The 19,915-nt window shown below is 66.8% G+C and carries 18 protein-coding genes; 10 read left to right on the top strand and 8 right to left on the bottom strand.

Annotation, left to right across the window (positions count from 1 at the left end; translation table 11 throughout):
- The first annotated feature begins 64 nt into the window (after positions 1-64).
- Together QM619_RS12375 and QM619_RS12370 are read left to right on the top strand one after the other, a co-directional pair.
- Positions 65-1,369, top strand: a complete 1,305-nt coding sequence (locus QM619_RS12375; RefSeq protein ID WP_415108950.1) for an ATP-binding protein — start codon at positions 65-67, stop codon at positions 1,367-1,369.
- 255 nt (positions 1,370-1,624) lie between these two features.
- Positions 1,625-4,099, top strand: a complete 2,475-nt coding sequence (locus QM619_RS12370) for a hypothetical protein (RefSeq protein WP_415108947.1) — start codon at positions 1,625-1,627, stop codon at positions 4,097-4,099.
- 214 nt (positions 4,100-4,313) lie between these two features.
- Here QM619_RS12370 and QM619_RS12365 read toward each other — a convergent pair whose 3' ends face one another.
- The 3 genes from QM619_RS12365 to QM619_RS12355 are packed head-to-tail and all read right to left on the bottom strand — an operon-like array spanning position 4,314 to position 5,742.
- Positions 4,314-4,802, bottom strand: coding sequence for a ribonuclease domain-containing protein (locus tag QM619_RS12365; protein ID WP_415108945.1), 489 nt, complete (start codon positions 4,800-4,802; stop codon positions 4,314-4,316).
- Positions 4,799-5,251: a barstar family protein gene (locus QM619_RS12360; protein ID WP_415108942.1), complete on the bottom strand. Its 453-nt coding sequence runs from the start codon at positions 5,249-5,251 to the stop codon at positions 4,799-4,801. Before QM619_RS12360 ends, QM619_RS12365 begins: the two co-directional genes overlap by 4 nt.
- On the bottom strand, positions 5,248-5,742 hold the full coding sequence (locus QM619_RS12355) for a universal stress protein (RefSeq protein ID WP_415108939.1): 495 nt from the start codon (positions 5,740-5,742) through the stop codon (positions 5,248-5,250). Before QM619_RS12355 ends, QM619_RS12360 begins: the two co-directional genes overlap by 4 nt.
- A gap of 47 nt (positions 5,743-5,789) precedes the next feature.
- Here QM619_RS12355 and QM619_RS12350 point away from each other — a divergent pair, with 47 nt between their 5' ends.
- The 3 genes from QM619_RS12350 to rocD all read left to right on the top strand — a co-directional run bounded on the left by QM619_RS12350 (position 5,790) and on the right by rocD (position 9,310).
- Positions 5,790-6,707 (top strand): ABC transporter ATP-binding protein, encoded by a 918-nt coding sequence (locus tag QM619_RS12350; RefSeq protein ID WP_415108937.1) that lies wholly within the window; start codon positions 5,790-5,792, stop codon positions 6,705-6,707.
- Complete coding sequence (locus tag QM619_RS12345) at positions 6,704-7,960, top strand: ABC transporter permease (protein ID WP_415108935.1); 1,257 nt, start codon at positions 6,704-6,706, stop codon at positions 7,958-7,960. The genes QM619_RS12350 and QM619_RS12345 overlap by 4 nt, the downstream gene beginning before the upstream one ends.
- Before the next feature lie 108 nt (positions 7,961-8,068).
- Positions 8,069-9,310 carry an ornithine--oxo-acid transaminase gene (gene rocD, locus QM619_RS12340; RefSeq protein WP_415108933.1) on the top strand — a complete coding sequence of 414 codons (1,242 nt, stop codon included), beginning with the start codon at positions 8,069-8,071 and terminating at the stop codon, positions 9,308-9,310.
- Positions 9,311-9,319: 9 nt separating this feature from the next.
- Here rocD and QM619_RS12335 read toward each other — a convergent pair whose 3' ends face one another.
- The 4 genes from QM619_RS12335 to QM619_RS12320 form a co-directional block, all read right to left on the bottom strand.
- Positions 9,320-10,744, bottom strand: a complete 1,425-nt coding sequence (locus QM619_RS12335) for a phospholipase D-like domain-containing protein (protein WP_415109019.1) — start codon at positions 10,742-10,744, stop codon at positions 9,320-9,322.
- A gap of 182 nt (positions 10,745-10,926) precedes the next feature.
- The gene (locus tag QM619_RS12330; protein ID WP_415108931.1) at positions 10,927-11,472 is read right to left on the bottom strand and encodes a YceI family protein; all 546 of its coding nucleotides are present in this window, start codon (positions 11,470-11,472) and stop codon (positions 10,927-10,929) included.
- Between the two features lie 103 nt (positions 11,473-11,575).
- A complete protein-coding gene (locus tag QM619_RS12325) occupies positions 11,576-12,352 on the bottom strand; it encodes a class I SAM-dependent methyltransferase (protein WP_415108928.1) in 777 nt (258 codons plus the stop codon).
- Positions 12,352-14,160, bottom strand: coding sequence for a DUF2207 domain-containing protein (locus QM619_RS12320; RefSeq protein ID WP_415108925.1), 1,809 nt, complete (start codon positions 14,158-14,160; stop codon positions 12,352-12,354). Before QM619_RS12320 ends, QM619_RS12325 begins: the two co-directional genes overlap by 1 nt.
- A gap of 181 nt (positions 14,161-14,341) precedes the next feature.
- Here QM619_RS12320 and QM619_RS12315 point away from each other — a divergent pair, with 181 nt between their 5' ends.
- The 3 genes from QM619_RS12315 to QM619_RS12305 all read left to right on the top strand — a co-directional run bounded on the left by QM619_RS12315 (position 14,342) and on the right by QM619_RS12305 (position 15,889).
- On the top strand, positions 14,342-15,271 hold the full coding sequence (locus tag QM619_RS12315) for an aldo/keto reductase (RefSeq protein ID WP_415108922.1): 930 nt from the start codon (positions 14,342-14,344) through the stop codon (positions 15,269-15,271).
- Positions 15,272-15,367: 96 nt separating this feature from the next.
- Entirely contained in the window at positions 15,368-15,592 is a 225-nt protein-coding gene (locus QM619_RS12310; RefSeq protein WP_415108919.1) for a hypothetical protein, read from the top strand.
- Between the two features lie 36 nt (positions 15,593-15,628).
- Positions 15,629-15,889: a hypothetical protein gene (locus tag QM619_RS12305; RefSeq protein WP_415108916.1), complete on the top strand. Its 261-nt coding sequence runs from the start codon at positions 15,629-15,631 to the stop codon at positions 15,887-15,889.
- Positions 15,890-15,967: 78 nt separating this feature from the next.
- Here the strand turns inward: QM619_RS12305 and QM619_RS12300 are convergent, their stop codons facing one another.
- On the bottom strand, positions 15,968-16,180 hold the full coding sequence (locus tag QM619_RS12300) for a DUF6191 domain-containing protein (RefSeq protein WP_415108913.1): 213 nt from the start codon (positions 16,178-16,180) through the stop codon (positions 15,968-15,970).
- 113 nt (positions 16,181-16,293) lie between these two features.
- On the opposite strand from QM619_RS12300, the gene ilvD reads away from it, so the two are divergent.
- Both ilvD and QM619_RS12290 read left to right on the top strand, forming a co-directional pair.
- A complete protein-coding gene (gene ilvD, locus QM619_RS12295; RefSeq protein ID WP_415108910.1) occupies positions 16,294-18,141 on the top strand; it encodes a dihydroxy-acid dehydratase in 1,848 nt (615 codons plus the stop codon).
- A gap of 106 nt (positions 18,142-18,247) precedes the next feature.
- On the top strand, positions 18,248-19,912 hold the full coding sequence (locus QM619_RS12290; RefSeq protein WP_415108907.1) for a C1 family peptidase: 1,665 nt from the start codon (positions 18,248-18,250) through the stop codon (positions 19,910-19,912).
- Positions 19,913-19,915 lie beyond the last annotated feature (3 nt).

Raw genomic sequence — 19,915 nt, 5'->3', positions numbered from 1 at the left:
CGGCCCCCTGGCCAAACGAAAGTCAAAGCTTGGCCAAACGAAAGTCGGCTGGCATCGTTGAGGCATGATCAGACCTCCCGTCTCGCCGCTGGGCGAGGTGCTTCGACGTCGAGCGGAGCCGCTCGCACGCGAGGCCCTGTCCGACACGCGTGTCGTGCTGATCAACGGCGCCCGACAATGTGGCAAAAGCACTCTCGCCGCCGTCCTCACCCAGAGCTTGGGCGCCGAGTGGCGCAGCCTCGACTCGGCGACCTGGCGCCACGCGGCGATCAACGACCCGACCGAGTTCGTCTCGGGTCAAGGCCCGATGGTGATCGACGAGGTGCAGCGCGTCCCCGAACTGCTGCTGGCGATCAAGGAGACGGTGGACGCCGACCCGCACCCCGGCAGGTTCCTGCTCACTGGTTCGGCGCGGTTGCTCGGTCTCAAGCAGGTGCCCGATGCGTTGCCGGGCCGGATGGAGACGCTCGAGTTGTGGCCGTTGTCACAGGGCGAGATCGACAAGACTCCCACCGAAGCGTTCGTAGACGCCGTGTTCGCTCAAGGCACCGACTTCGTCCATACCTCGACCCAGAGCCGCGCCGACTATGTGAGCCGCATGACCAGAGGGGGTTTTCCCGAAGCCGTCGCGAGAACCGAGCGACGCAGGCAACGTTTCCTGGACCAGTACATCTCCGACCTGATCAATCGGGACGTCCTGCAGGTAGCTGAGATCGAGCGCGCGCAGGACATGCGTCGCCTTCTGCGCCTCCTGGCCGCCCGCTCCGGCCAGTTGCTCGTGCCCGGAAACCTGGCCAACAGCCTGACGATCAGCGCGCCCACCGTTCGCCGCTACATCGATCTCTTGGAAGAGGTCTTCCTGATCAAACGCATACCGTCCTGGTCGCGCAACCTGTCCCGGCGGACGGTAGGCACACCCAAGCTTGCATTCGTCGACTCGGGGATAGCGTCGAATCTGCTGGGCTACGACGCGGCGGGGTTGCAACGTCTGGACAGCCCGCTGGGCGGCCTGCTGGAAGGCTTCGTCGCCATGGAGTTGGCACGGCAACTCACCTGGTCGCACGAGCGAGCCGACCTCTTCCACTATCGGACGAAGGATCAGACCGAAGTCGACCTCGTACTGGAAAGCCGTCAGGGCAAGGTGATCGCCATCGACGTGAAGGCCGCGTCGACCGTACGAGCGGACGATTTCCGTGGCATCAATCGCCTCGCCGACGACCTGGGTTCAGACCTGATCGCCGGATTCGTGCTGTACACGGGTGCGGCAACGGTGCCCTTCGGCCCACGCAACCGCGCCGTCCCGATCGCCGCGCTGTGGGAGGTCTCTTCGGCGTCACCGCCAGGCGTGGACGACTCCGAATCGCTCTAGGCGACCATCGAACTCCTGTCGGACCGGGCAGCGATCGATCGGGTTCAGGAGGGCAGGCATCGGTCGCTCGTGGTGAGGTCGTGGACGCCGACAAGATGCTCTGCTAATGTCACGCTCAATACTTCCGGGTGCGGCTTTGCGCAGCCAACGCGCTTTCGTTGACGTTTTGCGCGGCACGGGGTCATCTCCGGATCAGGCAAGAGCCGTGTGGCTCTTCGCATTGGGGGTGCAGCCATGGTTCGCGCTGGTCGCCGAGTGTTGGTGCGTCTGGCTGTCGCTTTCTTTGTGGTCGTCGCTCTATGTCTTTCGGGTGCGCCAGCGGCACGTGCCGATGTCGCGATCCCGGACGCGGCGGCGCGCGCAAACTCTTGGGTGGACTCGCGGGTCGGATACAGCCAAGCCACCTATTACAGCAACCAGTACGGCCGATACAGGCAGGACTGTTCAGGGTTCGTGTCCATGGTGTGGGGTCTCGGCAGCAGCCTGACAACTTCGACCTTGCCGTCCGTTTCGCACCCGATTGCCAAGGATGACCTGGCGACCGGGGACATCTTGCTCGACAACACCGGTGGCGACGCCCACGTTGTGGTGTTCGATCGGTGGGCCAATAGTGCACGGACGAAGTACTTGGCGTGGGAGCAGACACCGCCGCAGGCCGTATACCACGAGTTGCCGTACCCATACTGGTCTGGCTACGGGCCATACAACCCGTACCGCAAGAATGGGGCCTCCACCAATCAGGCTCCGCAAGGTTCGTTCGATGCCGCCAGCGGCGGCGCCGGAACCGTGTCGGTGAGTGGCTGGGTGTTCGACCGCGACGTGGTGCCCTCTGCAACAGCCGTGCACGTGTACATCGGTGGCCCCGCAGGCTCGGGCGAAGGCCACGACCTGGGCGCAGCGACCGGATCCCGCCCAGACGTTGCTGCGGCCTACACGGGTGCAGGACCCAATCACGGCTTCAGTTCCAGCATCGTCACTGGGAAACGAGGCCGCCAAACGGTCTACGTGTACGCAATCAACCAGCCCGCGGGCGAGAATCCGTTGATCGGGCAGAGAGACGTGGTGATCGGTGACCCGAGCCCGGTCGGCTTCTTCGACCAGGCGACTTCACCAACTCCAGGCAAGGTGAGAGTGGTTGGCTGGGCGTTCGACCCGAACTCACCGAAGAACGCAGTTCGGTTGCATGCCTATGTGGGCGGTCCAGCGGGCCAGGGCGAGTTCCATGATCTAGGAACCACCGGGGTGGCCAGGGCTGACGTCAAAGCAGCCCATCCAGAGACGGGCGAGTCGCAGGGGTTCGACACGACGTTTGCCACCAGCCGGACGGGCACCCAAACGGTGTATGTGTATGCACTGAATCTCAGCGGGACGCCGGGCGACAATGTGCTACTCGGATCGCGCAGCACCACCATCAGCACCGCACCCACCCCAAAGGTGGACGGCGAACTCGCTGTCGGTTCCGTAGTCAGCGCACAAACCGGCACTTGGCCCTCCGGGACCACGTTGAAGTACGTGTGGCTGCGCGACGGCGTTCAGATCCCGGGCGCCACCGCAAGCTCCTACCAACTGGTTGCCGCCGATGCTGATCGCGCGATGTCCGTGAAGGTGACTGGTACCGTGCCCGGGGCAGATCCAGTGGAGGTCTTCTCCGGCCAGTCGCCCAAAGTCCTGACTGTGGACACACCCAAGTACAACGGTGACGTGGCCGTGGGACGATCGCTCCTTGCCGTGCCGCTCTCGTGGACCGACGGGACAACCTTCCGTTACCTTTGGCTGCGGGACGGGGCATCCATCGACGGAGCGACGGGCCAGACTTACACGCCGACAGCCTCAGACGAGGGACATCGGCTGGGTTTGGCCGTCACAGGCACACTGCCCGGATACTCGACGATCACCCGGATCGCGAGCACTGACTTCCGCGTCTTGAAGGTCGGAACCCCCACCATCAGCGGCACACCACGAGTCGGAGAGACCATCCAGGCAGACCCCGGGGATTGGTCCGACGGTTCAACGTTCATCTACAAGTGGCTCAGGGACGGCAGCACTATCGGCGAGGGACGATCACCCACGTATGCGATCGACAAGGCGGACCTGGGTAAGCGGCTGTCGGTCCAGGTCATTGGCTGGGCAACCGAGACCGCCACTTTGGGCTCCACTAGCGATGAGACCAGCTCCGTCGAGCCGCCGCTGACGTTCACGGCGACCCCTACCCCCACCATCACCGGTTCGGCCCGCGTCGGGTCGACCCTAACTGCCTCAGTAGGCGGGTGGCGGCCAGCATCGGCCTACCTTTCGGTGCAATGGCGTCGAAACGGCAAATCGATCAGCAATGCAAACCACCTCAGCTACGTGCTGGAAAGCGCCGATAAGGGCGCCAAAATCTCGGTCACAGTGACCGGAACCCAGGCAGGCTACACATCCGTCTCCAAGACCTCCCGCACGACTGGCAAGGTGACCGCTGGAACCATTGAGGCCAGCACACCGAAAGTCTCTGGAACGGTCAAGGTCGGCAATCAGTTGACCGCGAAGCCGGGCACTTGGACGCCCACGGCAGTGCAGTTCAGCTACCAGTGGTACCGTAGCGGAAAGGCGATCCGTGGCGCCAACCACAACACCTATATTCTGGTGAAATCTGACAAGGGAAAGCGGATCAAAGTGAAGGTGACGGGCAAGCTGGCCGGCTATACCACGATCACCGAGGCATCTGCACAGACCGGCAAAACGAAATGATCGAGGCCTTGAAACAGACATGTCAGCCCCGCCACGGCTGGGCTACACTTCTGCATCCTCAGGTCACTCACTGTGCCCTGATTCGTGAAGTGTGAGACGCCGCTGAATAGTCGTACTGCTCGCTGCCGTATTGCTGCTCGGCGGCTAGGTCAAGAAATTGTGAATTCGCCCGGAACAGGCGGGAAGTCATCATTTTCCACGCCGGATGGCGGGCTCAGGGACGTAGCTGGCAGAACGACTCGTAGTGGTCGGACGTGTAGAACCAGTCCACGGGTTCGGTGCCGAGTCGCGGCTGGCCTCCGGTGACCAGCCGGCGTGGGCCGGGGAACTTCTGTCCGGGCGCCAGGACGGTGTATTCCCGGTAGTAGCCTCGCGGTTTTGCGGGCAACAGGCCCTCCCGGTTGCCGAACGTCCCACCGTCGTCGCGGGGTCGCAGGTAGGGCCCGTCGTTGCGGACGGCGGCCACGGCGTCCGACACCTCGGCCGGCAACCTGCTGCAGGCCGGCGGCTCGGATCGATCCGGCGGCGTCACTGGCGAGCTCGTCACGGGCGTTGCCGAACGGGTGGCCACGGGGCTCCCGGACGCGGTGGGAGCGGCGGCCGGCTCGCCCCCGTCGGCCTGCCGCCACTGGATGCCGGCGAACACCAGCACCACCACCAGTCCGACCACCAGCAGCAGCCGTTGCCAGGAACCCGGCCTCATCCGTCCAGCCCTTCGGTCAGCAGCAAGGTCTCGAAGACCCGGTCGTCCGCCTCGGCGCCGCCGCGCCAGAGCCGCTCGGTGGCGTCGGCGAGCACGTCCGCGAGCCGTAACCAGCCGGTCAGATCGGCGTCGATCAGCCGCTCGGGACGCCACCAGACCAGCGCGATTCGCATCGCGTCCGGCCAGTGCCGGGCCATGTCGTGCAGGCTGTCCGCGAGGGCGTCCAGGTTTCGTCCGGCGGTCGCCGGCAGCCGCAGACCTGCCGCGATCCGGCGTTGCGCCTCGCGGAAGTCGCTCACACCGCCGGTGTCGATCGCGACCACGGCGTAGCCGGACGCCCGCAAGCGGGCGAGCAGCCGGTCGCAGTCGCCCGCATCGGCGAACACCAGCCCGTGACCCTCCAGGTCGAGCACATCGGCCAGACAGGTCCAGGATGAGTCGGTCGTCACTGATCGAGGATGCGGTCCAGCGGAGCCCGGTCGGCCGGTGCCACCTCGTCCACCCCGCGTCGCACCACCAAGACGTCGCAGGAGGCGTGCTCGACCACCTGGTCGGAGACCGATCCCATCAGCAGACCCTTGAATCCGCCCGCACCGCGGGTGCCGACCACCAGGACTCGGGCGTTCTTGGACGCCTTGAGCAGCTCGCGTCCGGCCACCCCGTGCGGGGTCTCCAAGGTGATCTCTACCTCGGGATACTCGGCCCGCGCCCCGGCGACATCGCTTTCGAGCCGTTGCCGGACCGCGGCCTCGAAGTCGTCGGCTGGCGGCACGTAGCCGGGCGTCCAGCTGGCCGGACGCGGCGCGTTGCTGATCGACCAGGCCCGGACGACCCGCACCGGAGCCTTGAGCTGCCGTCCGAGCCACAACGCCCGGCGCAACGCCAGTTGAGAGAAATCGGAACCGTCGCTGCCGACGACGATGGGCAAGGGCGCGTCCATGTCCTGACTGTAGCCGGGCGATTTGACTCGCGTGGTCAAGTGGAGACATGAGCGAACGACCAACTCCCGTCATCGAGGTGCGCGATTTCCGCATGGCCTTCGGCGATCAGGTCGTCATCGACGACCTCAGCTTCGAGGTGCATCCGGGCGAGACCTTCGGCCTGCTGGGCTCCAACGGTTCGGGCAAGACCACCACCATCCGGGCGCTGCTGGGCATCTACCAGCCGACCTCCGGCAGCCTGCTGGTCGAGGGCCGCCGTTTCGATCCGGCGCGCGGGTCGCGGCTCGGCTATCTGCCCGAGGAGCGCGGCCTGTACCGCAAAGAGTCGGTGCTCGACGTGATGACCTATTTCGGACGCCTCAAGGGCCTCGGCCACCAGGCGGCGGACGGTTGGTCGCGCGCCTTCCTGGAGCGGGTCGGCCTGCAGAGTCATGCCAAGGTGCGGCTGGACAAGCTCTCCGGCGGGCAGCAGCAGAAGGTGCAGCTGGGCGTGACGATCATGAACGCGCCCCGCATCCTGATCCTGGACGAGCCCACCAAGGGCTTCGACCCGGTGAATCGCCGGCTGCTGATGGACCTGGTCGACGAGCAGCGCGCCCAGGGCTCCACCGTGGTCATGGTCACCCATCAGATGGACGAGGTGGAGCGGCTCTGCGACCGCATTCTGCTGCTCAAGGACGGCCGCGCCGAGGCCTACGGCACGGTCGCCGAGGTGCAGGACGCCTTCGGCGGCCGCCGGATGCGGGTCCGGTTCAGCGGGACGCTGCCCGCCTCGGCCAACTTCCGGGTGGCGGTCAGCGAACGCAACTACGCCGAACTCGAGCTGCCCGACGGTGTGGAGGCCAACGCCGTCATCCGCGAATTGCTGGACGCCGGCGTCCAATTGCGTGACTTCTCCACCGCCCGGGTCTCTTTGGAAGAGATCTTCCTGAAGGTGTACGGCGACGAGGAGGTGGCCGCATGAACCCGCACAACCCGAACCGGCACAACTTGGGCACGGTGATCTCGTTCGAGTTCCGCCGCACGGTGTTGAAGCCGAAGTTCTGGCTGATCTCACTGTCGGTGCCGCTGCTGATCGGCGTCGTGGTGGGCCTGATCGCGCTCAGCGGCCAGACCACCGCCCAGCGGGTCGAAAGCCAGGACACGGCGTCCGTCACCTTCACCTACACCGACGCGTCCGGACTGATCGATCCCACGGTGGCCCGGACCGCCGGCGGAACCCCGGTATCGGACGCCGCGGCCGCCCGCGCCGCGGTGGTCGCGGGCACCTCGCAATGCCACATCGACTACCCGAAAGACCCCCTCAGCCAGCCGATCGACGTCCAGGGCAAAGACCTTGGACTGTTCGACTCCAGCCGGTACAACGCGGTCGCGACCACGGTGTTCACCACCTCGATCGAGCACAAGATCGGCAATCCCACACTGGCCAAGCTGGCGGTGAATCCGCCGGACGTCCAGCTCGCCACCTTCGCCGACGGCCACGCCACTGCGGGCATCGCCGGCGTGATCGCGCCGGGCATCTTCCTGGTGCTGTTCTACATGGCGGTGCTGATGCTGGGGAACCAGATGCTCAACGTCACCCTGGAAGAGAAGGAGAACCGGGTCACCGAGATGATCCTGACCACGATGAACCCGACCACCCTGATCGTCGGCAAGGTGCTGGCGCTGGTCGGCATCGGCATCGTCCAGGGCCTGGTCGTCGGCATTCCGGCCAGCATCGTATTTGGCCTGCTCAGCGGCAGCATGGGGTTGCCGGAGGCGTCCGCAGGGGTGCCGACGCTGGGCTCGATCCCGATCGACGCCGGTGCGGTCGCGATCGGATTTTGTCTGTTCCTGTTCAGTTTCCTGATGTTCACCGGCCTGCTGGTCGCCATCGGCGCGGTGATGCCGAGCGCCAAGGAGGCCGGCAACACCTTCGGCGTCGTGGTCATGTCGATGTTCATTCCGCTCTACGCGGGCTCGCTGCTGGTCTCCGACCCGCACGGCGTGGTTTCGCAGATCTTCACCTTCTTCCCGTTGACCGCACCGGTGTCGACGCTGCTCCGCAACGCCACCGGCGGCCTGTACTGGTGGGAGGCGGCGATCGCGCTGGCGATCCTGGCGGTCTGCGGCTGGGTGTTCCTGATGGTGGGCGTCCGGCTGTTCCGGACCGGTTCGATCAGCTACGGCAGCCGGGTGAAGATCGGCCGAGCTTTGGGCTGGACAACCGGCCGCTAGCGCATGCGGACGGCCTCCGCTACCCTTACCGTCGGCGCATTATCACGTCGCAGGACATCTTGCCAGCAAAATTTGTGGCGCTAGAGGAAAACAAGCGGAGGATTTCGCATGACGGACCGTCGAGGGTTGAGCACCGCGCAGCAGCAGGCGATCGAGCAGACCGAGACTTGGAGCGCGCACAACTATCTGCCGCTGCCGGTGGTCATCGAATCCGGCGCAGGCGCCTGGCTGACCGACATCGACGGCAACCGCTACCTGGACTTCCTCTCCGCCTATTCGGCGGTCAACTTCGGGCACTGCCACCCGGCGCTCACCAAGGTCGCCGCCGAGCAGCTGCAGAAGGTGACGATCACCTCGCGCGCGGTCTTCTCGGCCACCTTCGGCCCGTTCACGCAGGCACTGTCCGAGCTCTGCGGCAAAGAGATGGCGCTGCCGATGAACACCGGCGTCGAGGCCGTCGAGTCGGCGATCAAGCTGGCCCGCAAGTGGGGTTATGAGAACAAGGGCGTCGAAGAGCGCCGCGCCAACATCATCGTGATGGCCAACAACTTCCACGGCCGCACCACCACGGTGATCTCGTTCAGCAACGACGAGACCGCCCGCCGCAATTTCGGGCCGTTCACCCCCGGCTTCCGGACTGTCCCCTACGGCGACATCCAGGCGATCGCCGACGAGATCGACGCCAACACGGTGGCGGTGCTGACCGAGCCGATCCAGGGCGAGGCCGGCGTCATCGTGCCGCCGAAGAGCTTCCTGCCCGCGCTGCGCACGCTGTGCGCCGAGCGCAACGTGCTGTTCATCGCCGACGAGATCCAGTCCGGCCTGGGCCGCACCGGCACCACCTTCGCCTGCGATCACAGTGGCGTGGTGCCCGACCTGTACATCCTCGGCAAGGCGCTGGGCGGCGGCATCATGCCGGTCTCGGCGGTGGTCGGGAACCGCGACATCCTCGGGCTGCTGCACCCCGGCCAGCACGGCTCGACCTTCGGCGGCAACCCGCTGGCGGCCGCGGTCGGCCTGGCCGCGGTCGAGCTGCTGCGCACCGGCGAGCTGCAGCAGCGCTCCACCGAACTGGGCGCGCATATGCACCACCGACTGCGCGGGCTGATCGGCCACGGGGTGGACGCCGTCCGCGGCAAGGGCCTGTGGGCAGGCGTCGACATCGACCCCTACCTGGGCAGCGCCCGGTCGATCTGCTACCGGCTGCTCAGCCGCGGCGTGATCGCCAAGGACACCCACACCAAGACCATCCGGCTGGCGCCGCCGCTGGTGATCGAGCGCGACGAGCTCGACCAGGCGATCGACGCCCTGGTGGACGCCCTGGCCGAGGCCCGCGCCGACAAGGCCTGAGCGAGACTCCTACTGCAGCGCGGCCATCAACCGGGTGACGTTCTCCACGTAGCGCAGGCCGGGCGAGCGGGCCGACCACTCCTCGGCGGTCAGTTCGCGGCACACCCGGCGGTAGCCGTCCGCGATCCGCTGCAGGTCGGCAACGAACTCCGGGGCCGTCCCGAGCAGGGAGATCTCGTAGTCGAGGCCGAACGACCGGTAGTCCATATTGGACGAGCCGATCACCCCGGCCACGTCGTCCACGGTGAAGAACTTCGCGTGCAGGACGGTCGGCTTCGGATAGAGGTAGATCCGGACGCCGGCCTCCAGCAGCCCCTGGTAGTAGGACGCCTGGGCGTGCTGCACGACGAACTGGTCGGCGCCCTCGGAGACGAACAACTCGACCTCGACCCCGCGGTAGGCGGCGGTGGTGACCGCCTCCAGCAGGGACTCCTCGGGGACGAAGTACGGGCTGGTGATCGAGAGCCGGTGCTGCGCCCGATGGATCAGCGCGGTGAACAGCCGCAGATTCGGCATCGTCCGGTAGCCCGGCCCGGACGGCACCAGTTGCAGCGGCTGGTCGCCCTCGTCGACCTCCGGCTGCGCCACCTCGTCGGCCAGCGACTCGCCGGTCTCACTCATCCAGTCCAGCGCGAAGACCGCTTCCAGCGAACTGATGATCGGCCCGCTCAGCTGGATGTTCAGATCGAGCCAATGCCGTCCGATGCGGAGATTCGCCGGCATCAGATAGCTGGAGTCGATCAGGTTCTGCGATCCCATGAACGCCACCCGGCTGTCGACCACCAGCAGTTTGCGGTGGTTGCGCAGGTCGGGACGCCGCCAGCGGCCCTGCAGCGGCTTGATCGGCATCATCTGATGCCACTGGATGCCGTCCCGGGTCATGGTCTGGTTCATCTGCTTGAAACCGGGATACTTCCGCGAACCGATGTGGTCGTAGAGCACCCGGACGACGACGCCGCGCCGGACGGCGTCCGCCATCGCCTCGAAGAATTCCTCGGTGGCGGCATCGCGAGCCAGGATGTACATCTCCAGGTGCACCCGGTGCTGCGCCGCCCGGACCGCCGCCGTCATCGCCGCCAGCGACGCGGTGTAGTCGCCGAACAGGCCATGGCTGGTGCCGCCGAGCATCGGCATCGAGGTGAGCTGCCGGTTCAGCCGCACCACGCTGTCCAGGCCGTCGGGTAGATCGGCGCCGTCGGGGACGTCGGGCAGCGACACCGCGCGACTGGTGATCGCACGATCGGCACGCTCCTGCACCGCGTAGCGGCGCCCCCGGACGAAGGGGCTGCCGATCACGAAGAAGATCACCAGCCCGAGCAGCGGGGTGATGATGATCAGCAGCAGCCAGGCCACCGACGACGACGGACGCCGGTTGTGCGGAATCGTGGCCACCGCGACAGCCTTGATCGCCAGATCGATGATCGACACGACCATGCCCACCCACGCAGGCCATCCGACCCATTCGGGCATACGTCCTCCCGGCTCTGTGGACCGATCCCTCTGGCTTGGGAGGATACTGGCAGATTGGAAACACGCAGCGCCCGGCCGAAGCCGGGCACTACGTCACGATTGGCTCAACGCCGGGGTCGGCCCCCGCCCTGCCGCTGCGGAGCGGATCAGGCCTGCTTGATGGCCGACACCTCGAGTTCGAGGGTCACCTTCTCGCTCACCAGGACGCCGCCGGCCTCGAGCACCGCATTCCAGTTGAGACCCCAGTCCTTACGGTTCACCACGACGGAGCCCTCGAGACCGACCCGCTGGTTGCCGAACGGATCGGTGGCCGAGCCCTGGAACTCGAACGGGATCGACACCGGGTGCGAGACGCCCTTGATGGTCAGATCGCCGGTCACCGTCAGCACATCGCCGTCGACCGCGAAGCCGGTGGCGACGAAGGTGATCTCGGGATACTGCTCCACGTCGAAGAAGTCGGCGGAGCGCAGATGTGCGTCACGGCCCTCGCTGCGGGTGTCGACCGAGGCGGCCTGAATGGTCACGCTGAGCGAGGACGCCGACGGGTTCGCGCCATCGAAGGTGGCGGTGCCGGACACATCATTGAAACTGCCACGAACCTTCGTGACCATGGCATGCCGGGCAACGAAGCCGACCTGGCTGTGACTCGGATCGAGAACATAGGTTCCCTTGACATCTGCGATTCCGGACATCTGCCCACCTTCTCTTCGGATCGTGCTTGAAATCTAAACCACCGCTACTATAGGCATGCCTTGTTGACCTGTCAATGACTTTTGGAGATCCCGCAGCGAGTACTCACCGTCGTGGCGCGGCTCGGACGCCCCTTGCGGCCCGCGCCACCGCAGTCAACCGGAACGCGCCGGGCGGAGCGCCGAGGCGGTCGAACAGGGCCCGCCGCAGCCGGTCCTGCGCGGGTTGCGGCAGGCCCACGCAATGGGCTCCGGCCGGTCCGGTCCCGGTCCGTACCGACGCCCACAACTCGCCGAAGTCGCGATACTCGGATTCGACCGCGAGCGTGCCCTCAGCCACCTGTTCCAGACCTGCATCGGCCAACCACTGCGCGATCTCGCCGGGACGTCCGAACCGGAAGGACCGTCCGGGCATCTCGGGATCGAGCGACGACGCGGCGTCCCAGAAGGCGCGAAGCAGTTCCATGCCCTCGGTGAAGTCCCAGACGCAGGCGGCGATCGTCGCGCCCGGTGCCGCGACCCTGACGAACTCGGTGCGTGCCCGGACCGGGTCGGAGACGAAATGCAGCACCAGTTGCGCGGCGACCAGGTCGAATTCGCCGTCGCCGAAGGGAATCTGCTCGGCGCGACCGTGACGAACGTCGACCCCCGGATAGCGCGCGGCACAGGCCGCGGCAAACGGCTCGGACGGCTCACAGGCAGCGACGTTACCGGCCCCAAGACGCCGGAGGAGTTCTCCGGTCAACGCGCCCGGACCGCAGCCCACGTCCAGCGCGCGGAGGCCGGGCGCGACTCCGGCGAAAGCGGCGAACTCGACGGCCAGCCGCCGCGAGTAGCGACCCATGAAGGCGTCGTAGGCGTCCCCGGACAACCACAACGACATCACCAGCCGCCGCCACCACCGCCGCCGAAGCCGCCGCCACCGCTGAACCCGGAACCTCCGCTGGTGGCCGAGGTGGCGCTCTGCATCGACGACGACATGGTGGACGCCAGGTGATCCATCGAGGACGCGAAGTCACCGCTGAGCAGCGACCCGTAGCCATAGCCGTAGCCGACATACCAGGAGTCGTTCGGGGTGTACTGACCGCGGGCGGCGAGGTCCTGGAAGATCTTCGCCCAGCGCTCGGCGACGCCGAAAACGATCGCGTAGGGCAGATACCGGGAGAACACGTCGATGCCCTCTTCGAATTTGATCTGATCGGCCTCGGCGGTGGTCAGGTAGAGCTCGAAGCCCTTCGCCTGGGCGAGAACCGCCGAGCCGGTCGCCGTCCGCGACCCGAACCGGTTGCTCAGCGCCAGCATCACCAGACCGCAGATCACCCCGGCCAGACCGACCAGGCCGAAGCCGACGAAGCCGAGCAGGAAGCCGACCACCGCACCCAGACCGATGAGTCCGAGACCACCGACGATGGCGATGCCGCGGACCAGGGTGGGGTTGCGCCGGAACCACCTCAACTCGTCGGTGACCCGCTTGTAGAGCCGTTCCCGAGTCCCTTCCAGGATTCCCGCGTAGCTCTGGTCCTTCAGTTCCTTGGTGGTGACCGTCGAGCCTTTGTGGAACAGCTTCTTGATCAGATACGACTCGTAGCCGGTGAGCTGGTCGCGTCCGTCGAGGCGGACGAACGTCCATTCCTTCTTCTTCTGCTGATCGATCCTGAGGTGACCCCGGACGGCCAGGTCGATGATGGTGGCGGTGATGTCCACATTGTCGGCGGTGGAGTCGACCAGCACGCCGATCTCACCCGGACGCGCCCCGCGCGGCGGCGTGAACGCGACCGCCACCGGGGCCTTGGCAGCGCCGCGTCCGACCGCCACCTGCTGGCCGGCCGCCGGCATGACGCCGGGCGTCAGCCCCAGGTAGACCTCGTCGCGGCTACCGCGCCGGGTGCGGGTCAGCAACGCCACCAGACCGAGGACGGTGAGCACGGCGGTGACGCCGCCGGTGATCGCGGTGAGCGGGAACATATTGCCGATCCAGTACCGCTTCTCGATGTGGGCCTCGGCACCGACGAAGGTGCCGGCCGGGAATCCGGCGACCACCTGGAGCGGGTTCCCTTCGGGCAGCGACGACTGGGTGAAGGTGGCCGACGTGCCGGACTGCGTCGCGTTGTCGCAGGGTCGCTTCAGGCCGGAGCCGGCGAAGCAGGCCGACCTCGTGACGTCGACCGGGCCGGTCACGGTCACCGCGATGTCCCGGATCGGCACCTCCCAGGAGCCGATCGCGTTCCAGTTGACCTCGTCCAGGCCGGATTGGGCCTGCCTGGGTGCGATCAGGCCGCGAATCGTGTAGTTGACCACGTACTTCTGCGTGCCGCTATAGGTCTTGTTCTCATCGCCGACCCGGATCAGCAGGTTGCCGTCCTCGGTCTTGGTCTGGACGTCGGCGCTGGCCCCGGACGGGCTGGTCACCTCACCGAGCGTGACCTCGAGCATTCGCCAGTGGTCGGGATCGTTGGCGATCTCCTGACGCAACGGCAGAGTGACATAAGGGCCATGGCCTTCGTCGTAACCGAAGTCGAAGTCGAACGCGATCCGGACCGACGCGGTGCCGTCCTTGGCCACCTTCGCGGTCACCTGATAGCTGTCGATGCTGTCATCGTCGGTGTTGGGATCGGCGGCGGCATGCGGGGCGGGGAGCAGCCCGATCAGGAAGACTCCCAGGCCGACCAGTAGAAGCAGGACGCGACGCATGCGTCCACGGTAACAACCAGGCGCGTCGCCGGGCAGTCGTAGGAGCGAGCCGGAGCGGTTTCCCGAAAACGCCAGAGTCGATGCCGAAAAGGAGGGCGACACGCCGGTGGAGGGCAATCGACTCGGCTGTTTTCGGGATTGCCTCGGCCTCATCGGCGGCCCGACCGGTTGAATGGGGCCGGTGAAGACCTATCGACTGCCGCACACCGAGCTCGAGGCGTCCAGCGTCGTCCTCGGGCTGATGCGCATCCCCTCCCTCACCGATGCCGAGATCCGCGCCCTGGTCGGAGCGGCCCGTGACGCGGGCATCAACTTCTTCGACCATGCCGACATCTACGGCACCCATCGGCATGAGTGCGAGGAACGGTTCGGAGCCGCGCTCGCCCTGACGCCGAGCGAGCGCGAGCAGTACCTCATTCAGAGCAAGGTCGGCATCCGGCCAGGCTTCTTCGACTTCTCCGCCGAGCACATTCTGACCACGGTGGACGAGTCGCTGGCCGCGCTGCGCACCGACTATCTCGACGTCCTGCTGTTGCATCGCCCGGACACCCTGGTCGAGCCCGAGGAGGTCGCCGAGGCGTTCACCACGCTGAAGGACGCCGGCAAGGTACGCCACTTCGGGGTGTCCAACCACACCCCCGGTCAGATCGAACTGCTGCGTGACTACGTCCACCAGCCGCTGATCGTCAACCAGGTGCAGCTCAGCATCACTCACGCTCCGATGATCGCGTCCGGCCTCGCCACCAACATGGGCAGCACCGACCAGTCGATCGACCGGGACAACGGCATTCTCGATCACGCCCGGCGCACCGGAATCACCCTGCAGGCATGGTCGCCGTACCAGACCGGCGTTGCCAGGGGCGTCTTCGTCGGCGACCGCGAGAACTATGCCGAGCTCAACGACGTCCTGGACGACCTTGCGCAGGCCTACGGCGTGACCCCGTCCGGAATCGCTACCGCCTGGATCACCCGGCACCCGGCCAACATCCAGGTCGTACTCGGCACCACCAAGCCCGAGCGGGTCGCCGAGGCCGCCGCGGGCAGCGACATCACCCTCGCCCGCCAGGAGTGGTACCGGATCTACCGGTCCGCCGGGCATCTGCTGCCCTGAGTGACGACGACACCGACCAGGTCCACGTGCCCATGGGGGACGAAGGCCGGACCCGCGAGGTCCCTCGGGCACAGCCTGGTGACGACGCTATTCGGGGTGTTCGTGCTGCGGGAGTGGGGCCTGGCGCCGTGGGCCAACGGCGTCGCGCTCGCTGCCGGGGGAGTCGGCGGTTTCGCCGGGGCCCTCGTCGCACCCTCGGTCGGTGCCCGTCTGGGAGCCGGACCCGCGATTCTCATCGGTTGCGCCCTCGCGGTGGTTCCGTGGCTCGCGCTCGCTGTCGCGCCGGTCAACGCGGCAAGCAGCCTCGGCGTGCTTGTGTAGCTGCTCTCCGCTGCGCAGTTCATCTACGGGCTGTCGATGGGAATCGAGGATTCGAACGACATGGGCTATCGGCAGGCCGTCGCGCCGGACGCCATCCAGGGCCGGATGAACTCGACCATCCGGACGACGAACCGGGTGGTCTTCTTCGTCGGCGCATTCGGGGCAGGCCTGCTCGCCACGCTCGTGGGTTACCCGGCGACCATCGGAGTCGCTGCGATCCTGTTCGCCGTGGCGGCGTTGGTCGTGGCCTGCTCCCCGCTGCGCGACGCGCGCCACGAGACCATCGAAGCTGGCTAATCACATGGGTGTAGTTCTCCACAGCTGTTGATGGCGCTGTGGACGGCCGCCACGATCAGGGCGGTGGTACAGAAGCTGTCAGGCCTTGTCGGTCTCGGCGTCCACGCCGTCCTCGGATTCGCCGGACAGGCTCCGGTTCGGCATGTAGAGGGTGACCTTGCCTGATTCCAGATCGAGCGGTTTCGGACCCCAGCCGCCCTTGCGGTAGTCGACCACCAGCATCTTCTCCAGGTCGCGCTGCTGCTGCGTGTGCCGCGCTCCGGGGTTGAAGAGCTGAAAGAAGTCGCTCATCGCCACAGTCTACGCACAGGTGCGTGGACGTCAGAGGCGTCCGACGTGCTGGCCTCGGGTCACCGGATGACCGGTGGATTCCGGCCGGGTTACGCGGGCGTAGTCTTCTCCGCATGCCTGCTCTGCGTTCTCGCACCACGACCCATGGCCGCAACATGGCCGGCGCTCGCGCCCTGTGGCGGGCGACCGGCATGGGGGAATCCGACTTCGGGAAGCCGATCGTCGCGATCGCCAACAGCTTCACCCAGTTCGTGCCGGGTCACGTGCACCTGCGGGACATGGGGAAGCTGGTCGCCGGGGCGGTCGCCGAGGCCGGTGGCGTCGGCCGCGAGTTCAACACCATCGCCGTCGACGACGGCATCGCGATGGGTCACCACGGCATGCTCTACTCGCTGCCCAGCCGCGAGATCATCGCCGACTCGGTCGAGTACATGGTGAACGCGCACTGTGCTGACGCCCTGGTCTGCATCTCGAACTGCGACAAGATCACCCCCGGCATGCTGCTGGCCGCGCTGCGGCTGAACATTCCGACCGTGTTCGTCTCCGGCGGCGCCATGGAGGCCGGGAAGGCCTTCGTCAAGGGCGGGACGGCGCAGGCCCGGCTGGACCTGGTGGACGCCATGGTGAAGGCGGTCGACCCCAACGTCGACGACACCGACCTGACCGCCATCGAGCAGAACGCCTGCCCGACCTGCGGCTCCTGTTCGGGCATGTTCACCGCCAACTCGATGAACTGCCTGACCGAGGTGCTCGGATTGTCGCTGCCCGGCAACGGCTCGACGCTGGCGACGGCGTCCGCCCGCCGCGAGCTGTTCCTGAACGCCGGCAAGCTGGCTGTCGACCTGGCCAAGCGCTGGTACGACGACGAGGACGCCTCGGTGCTGCCGCTGTCCATCGCCACCAAGGAGGCGTTCAACAACGCCATGCGGGTGGACATCGCGATGGGCGGCTCCACCAACACCGTGCTGCACCTGCTGGCCGCAGCCCACGAGGCCGGCGTCGACTTCGACCAGCACGACATCGACGCGCTCTCACGGGTCACCCCGTGCATCTGCAAGGTGGCGCCCAACTCGTCCAACTACTACATGGAGGACGTCCATCGCGCCGGCGGCATCGTCGCGATCATGGGCGAACTGGACCGCGGCGGCCTGCTCGACCGCAACGTGCACGCCGTCCACTCCCCCGACCTGGACAGCTGGCTGGACGACTGGGACATCCGCGGCGGACGGGTCAAGCCGGAGAACGCCGACCTGTTCTATGCCGCGCCGGGTGGGGTGCGCACCACCGAGGCATTTTCCTCCACAGTGCGCTGGGACAGCCTCGACACCGACGCCGAAAACGGCTGCATTCGCGCGGTGGCTACGCCCTATACCGCGGACGGCGGGCTGGCGGTGCTGTACGGCAACCTCGCCGAGGACGGCTGCATCGTGAAGACCGCCGGCGTCCCCGCCGAGCAGTGGGAGTTCAGCGGCCCGGCCAAGGTGGCCGAATCGCAGGAAGAGGCGGTGGAGAAGATCCTCGGCGGCCAGATCGTCGCCGGCGACGTTGTGGTGGTCCGCTACGAGGGCCCCAAGGGCGGGCCGGGCATGCAGGAGATGCTGTACCCGACGTCCTACCTGAAGGGGGTCGGGCTCGGCCCGAAGTGCGCGCTGATCACCGACGGACGCTTCTCCGGCGGCTCGTCCGGCCTGTCGATCGGGCACGTCTCGCCCGAGGCGGCGTCCGGCGGCACCATCGGCCTGGTCGAGGACGGCGACATCATCACCTTCTCGATCCCGAACCGGACCGTCACCCTCGAGGTGGACGACGCCACCCTGGCCGAGCGCCGGGCCGAGGCCGAGGCGCGCGGCTGGAAGCCGAAGGCGCGGCAGCGCGAGGTCTCGCCGGCGCTGAAGATCTTCGCGATGCTGGCCCAGTCCGCCGACAAGGGCGCCGCCCGGCGGTCCCCGGACGAACTCTGAGACCTGTCGGGTCGGCCCGCCGCTGATCGCACGTTGAGCGGCTGGGGACGCATCATTTACGCCGCTCAGCCGTCTTCCCTCCACACGCCTGGAAGGAGCGCGAAGAATGGCAAAACTGGACATCGCCGAGTTGGCGGTCGAGATCAGAGAGCGAAAATTCAGCTGGGTGGCCCGCGAGAATTCGGTCGCCCTGCTGTCGGATGCGGTCAAGAAACGGATGCTGGGAGTCGTGGTCGACCCAGGCATTCTCGCCGGCGAGATGGCGCCACGGACAGCGGACGCGTCCGCGCCAGCATTCGATACAGCCGTCGACTGGCGGAACCGCAACGGCAATCATGTGACTCCACCCAAGGATCAGGGCCAGTGCGGATCATGTGTCTCATTCTGCTGCGCAGGCCTGGTCGAATCGATGGCTTCGATCGAGAAGGGGCAACTACTCGATCTCTCCGAAGCCGATCTGCATTTCTGTTCCGGGCACGGCGAAAGCTGTGGGGGTTGGTGGCCCTCGGACGCACTCGAACAGATCAAGGTGCGGGGCATCCCGGACGAGGCGGCATTCCCGTACTCGTCGGCATTCACCGGCGCCGGCGGAGCACCGGTCTGCAAGATCGTTCCCGACCGGAACCAACGGGTCGCCACGATCACGTCCTGGGGCGCGCTTTCCAGCGCCGCCGACCGTAAGAATCACCTCAGCACAAAGGGGCCGGTGTCGGCCGTGCTGGAGGTCTACGACGACTTCTTCTACTACTCCTCGGGTGTGTACAAGCATTCGAGCGGGGAACTCGCCGGACTGCACTGCGTTTTGATCGTCGGATACTCCGAGACCGAGAAATGCTGGATCGCGAAGAACAGCTGGGGCACCGGGTGGGGGGACGGCGGATACTTCAAGATCGGCTATGGCGAGGCGGGAATCGACACCACCTACCCGTTCCACTGGGCGTCTGGTGTCAAGCTTCCGGCGGGTACCGCGTTCAGCGGCTGGGAGGACCTTGCCGGCATCCTCACCTCGCGCCCGCAGGCGGCGTCATGGGGAACCAACCGGATCGACGTCGTGGCCCGCGGCACCGACTGCGCGGTCTGGCACCGCGCGTGGGACGGCTCTTCGTGGCGGGCTTGGGAAAGCCTCGGCGGGGTGATCCACGATGCGCCGGCGATCAGCAGCTGGGGCAACGGCCGACTCGACATCTTCGGCACCGGCACCGATCACCAGTTGCACCATCGCTGGTTCCAAGGCGGATGGAGCAACTGGGAGAGTCTCGGCGGACTGCTCACCTCGGAACCGGCCGCGGTCTCCTGGGGACCCAACCGGATCGACGTGTTCGCCCGCGGCACCGACTTCGCGCTGTGGCACCTGTGGTGGGACGGCACCGCCTGGCGCGGCTGGGAGAGCCTCGGCGGCTACCTCACCTCAGCGCCGACGGTCGCCTCCTGGGGACCCAACCGCCTCGACGTGTTCGCGGCGGGCGGCGACTCCGCAATGTGGCATCTGTGGTGGGACGGCACCGCCTGGCGCGGCTGGGAAAGTCTCGGAGGAGTCATCACCGAAGCGCCGGGAGCGGTCTCGTGGGGCCCGAATCGAGTGGACGTCTTCGCTCGTGGGACCAACTCGCACATGTTCCACAAGGCCTGGAACGGCACCCGGTGGCTCGATTGGGCGGATCTCGGCGGCATCCTCAGCTCGGGTGCCGGCGCCAGTTCCTGGTCGGCGAACCGGCTGGACGCCTTCGTGATGGGAACCGACAGCCACCTGTATCACAAGTGGACGATCTGAGGA

The sequence above is a fragment of the Micropruina sp. genome (genome assembly GCF_047606665.1).
Classification (GTDB): domain Bacteria; phylum Actinomycetota; class Actinomycetes; order Propionibacteriales; family Propionibacteriaceae; genus Micropruina.
The sequence above is the reverse complement of the archived record's forward strand: the minus strand, read 5'-3'. Positions and strand labels throughout refer to the sequence as shown.

Excerpts from the sequence above, each read along its gene's own strand:
- rocD (WP_415108933.1), top strand. The coding sequence starts at position 8,069 with ATGACGGACCGTCGAGGGTTGAGCACCGCGCAGCAGCAGGCGATCGAG.
- QM619_RS12350 (WP_415108937.1), top strand. The coding sequence starts at position 5,790 with ATGAGCGAACGACCAACTCCCGTCATCGAGGTGCGCGATTTCCGCATG.
- QM619_RS12300 (WP_415108913.1), bottom strand. The coding sequence starts at position 16,180 with ATGAGCGACTTCTTTCAGCTCTTCAACCCCGGAGCGCGGCACACGCAG.
- QM619_RS12290 (WP_415108907.1), top strand. The coding sequence starts at position 18,248 with ATGGCAAAACTGGACATCGCCGAGTTGGCGGTCGAGATCAGAGAGCGA.
- QM619_RS12375 (WP_415108950.1), top strand. The coding sequence starts at position 65 with ATGATCAGACCTCCCGTCTCGCCGCTGGGCGAGGTGCTTCGACGTCGA.
- QM619_RS12345 (WP_415108935.1), top strand. The coding sequence starts at position 6,704 with ATGAACCCGCACAACCCGAACCGGCACAACTTGGGCACGGTGATCTCG.
- QM619_RS12320 (WP_415108925.1), bottom strand. The coding sequence starts at position 14,160 with ATGCGTCGCGTCCTGCTTCTACTGGTCGGCCTGGGAGTCTTCCTGATC.
- QM619_RS12365 (WP_415108945.1), bottom strand. The coding sequence starts at position 4,802 with ATGAGGCCGGGTTCCTGGCAACGGCTGCTGCTGGTGGTCGGACTGGTG.
- QM619_RS12355 (WP_415108939.1), bottom strand. The coding sequence starts at position 5,742 with ATGGACGCGCCCTTGCCCATCGTCGTCGGCAGCGACGGTTCCGATTTC.
- ilvD (WP_415108910.1), top strand. The coding sequence starts at position 16,294 with ATGCCTGCTCTGCGTTCTCGCACCACGACCCATGGCCGCAACATGGCC.
- QM619_RS12305 (WP_415108916.1), top strand. The coding sequence starts at position 15,629 with ATGGGAATCGAGGATTCGAACGACATGGGCTATCGGCAGGCCGTCGCG.
- QM619_RS12325 (WP_415108928.1), bottom strand. The coding sequence starts at position 12,352 with ATGTCGTTGTGGTTGTCCGGGGACGCCTACGACGCCTTCATGGGTCGC.
- QM619_RS12330 (WP_415108931.1), bottom strand. The coding sequence starts at position 11,472 with ATGTCCGGAATCGCAGATGTCAAGGGAACCTATGTTCTCGATCCGAGT.
- QM619_RS12335 (WP_415109019.1), bottom strand. The coding sequence starts at position 10,744 with ATGGTCGTGTCGATCATCGATCTGGCGATCAAGGCTGTCGCGGTGGCC.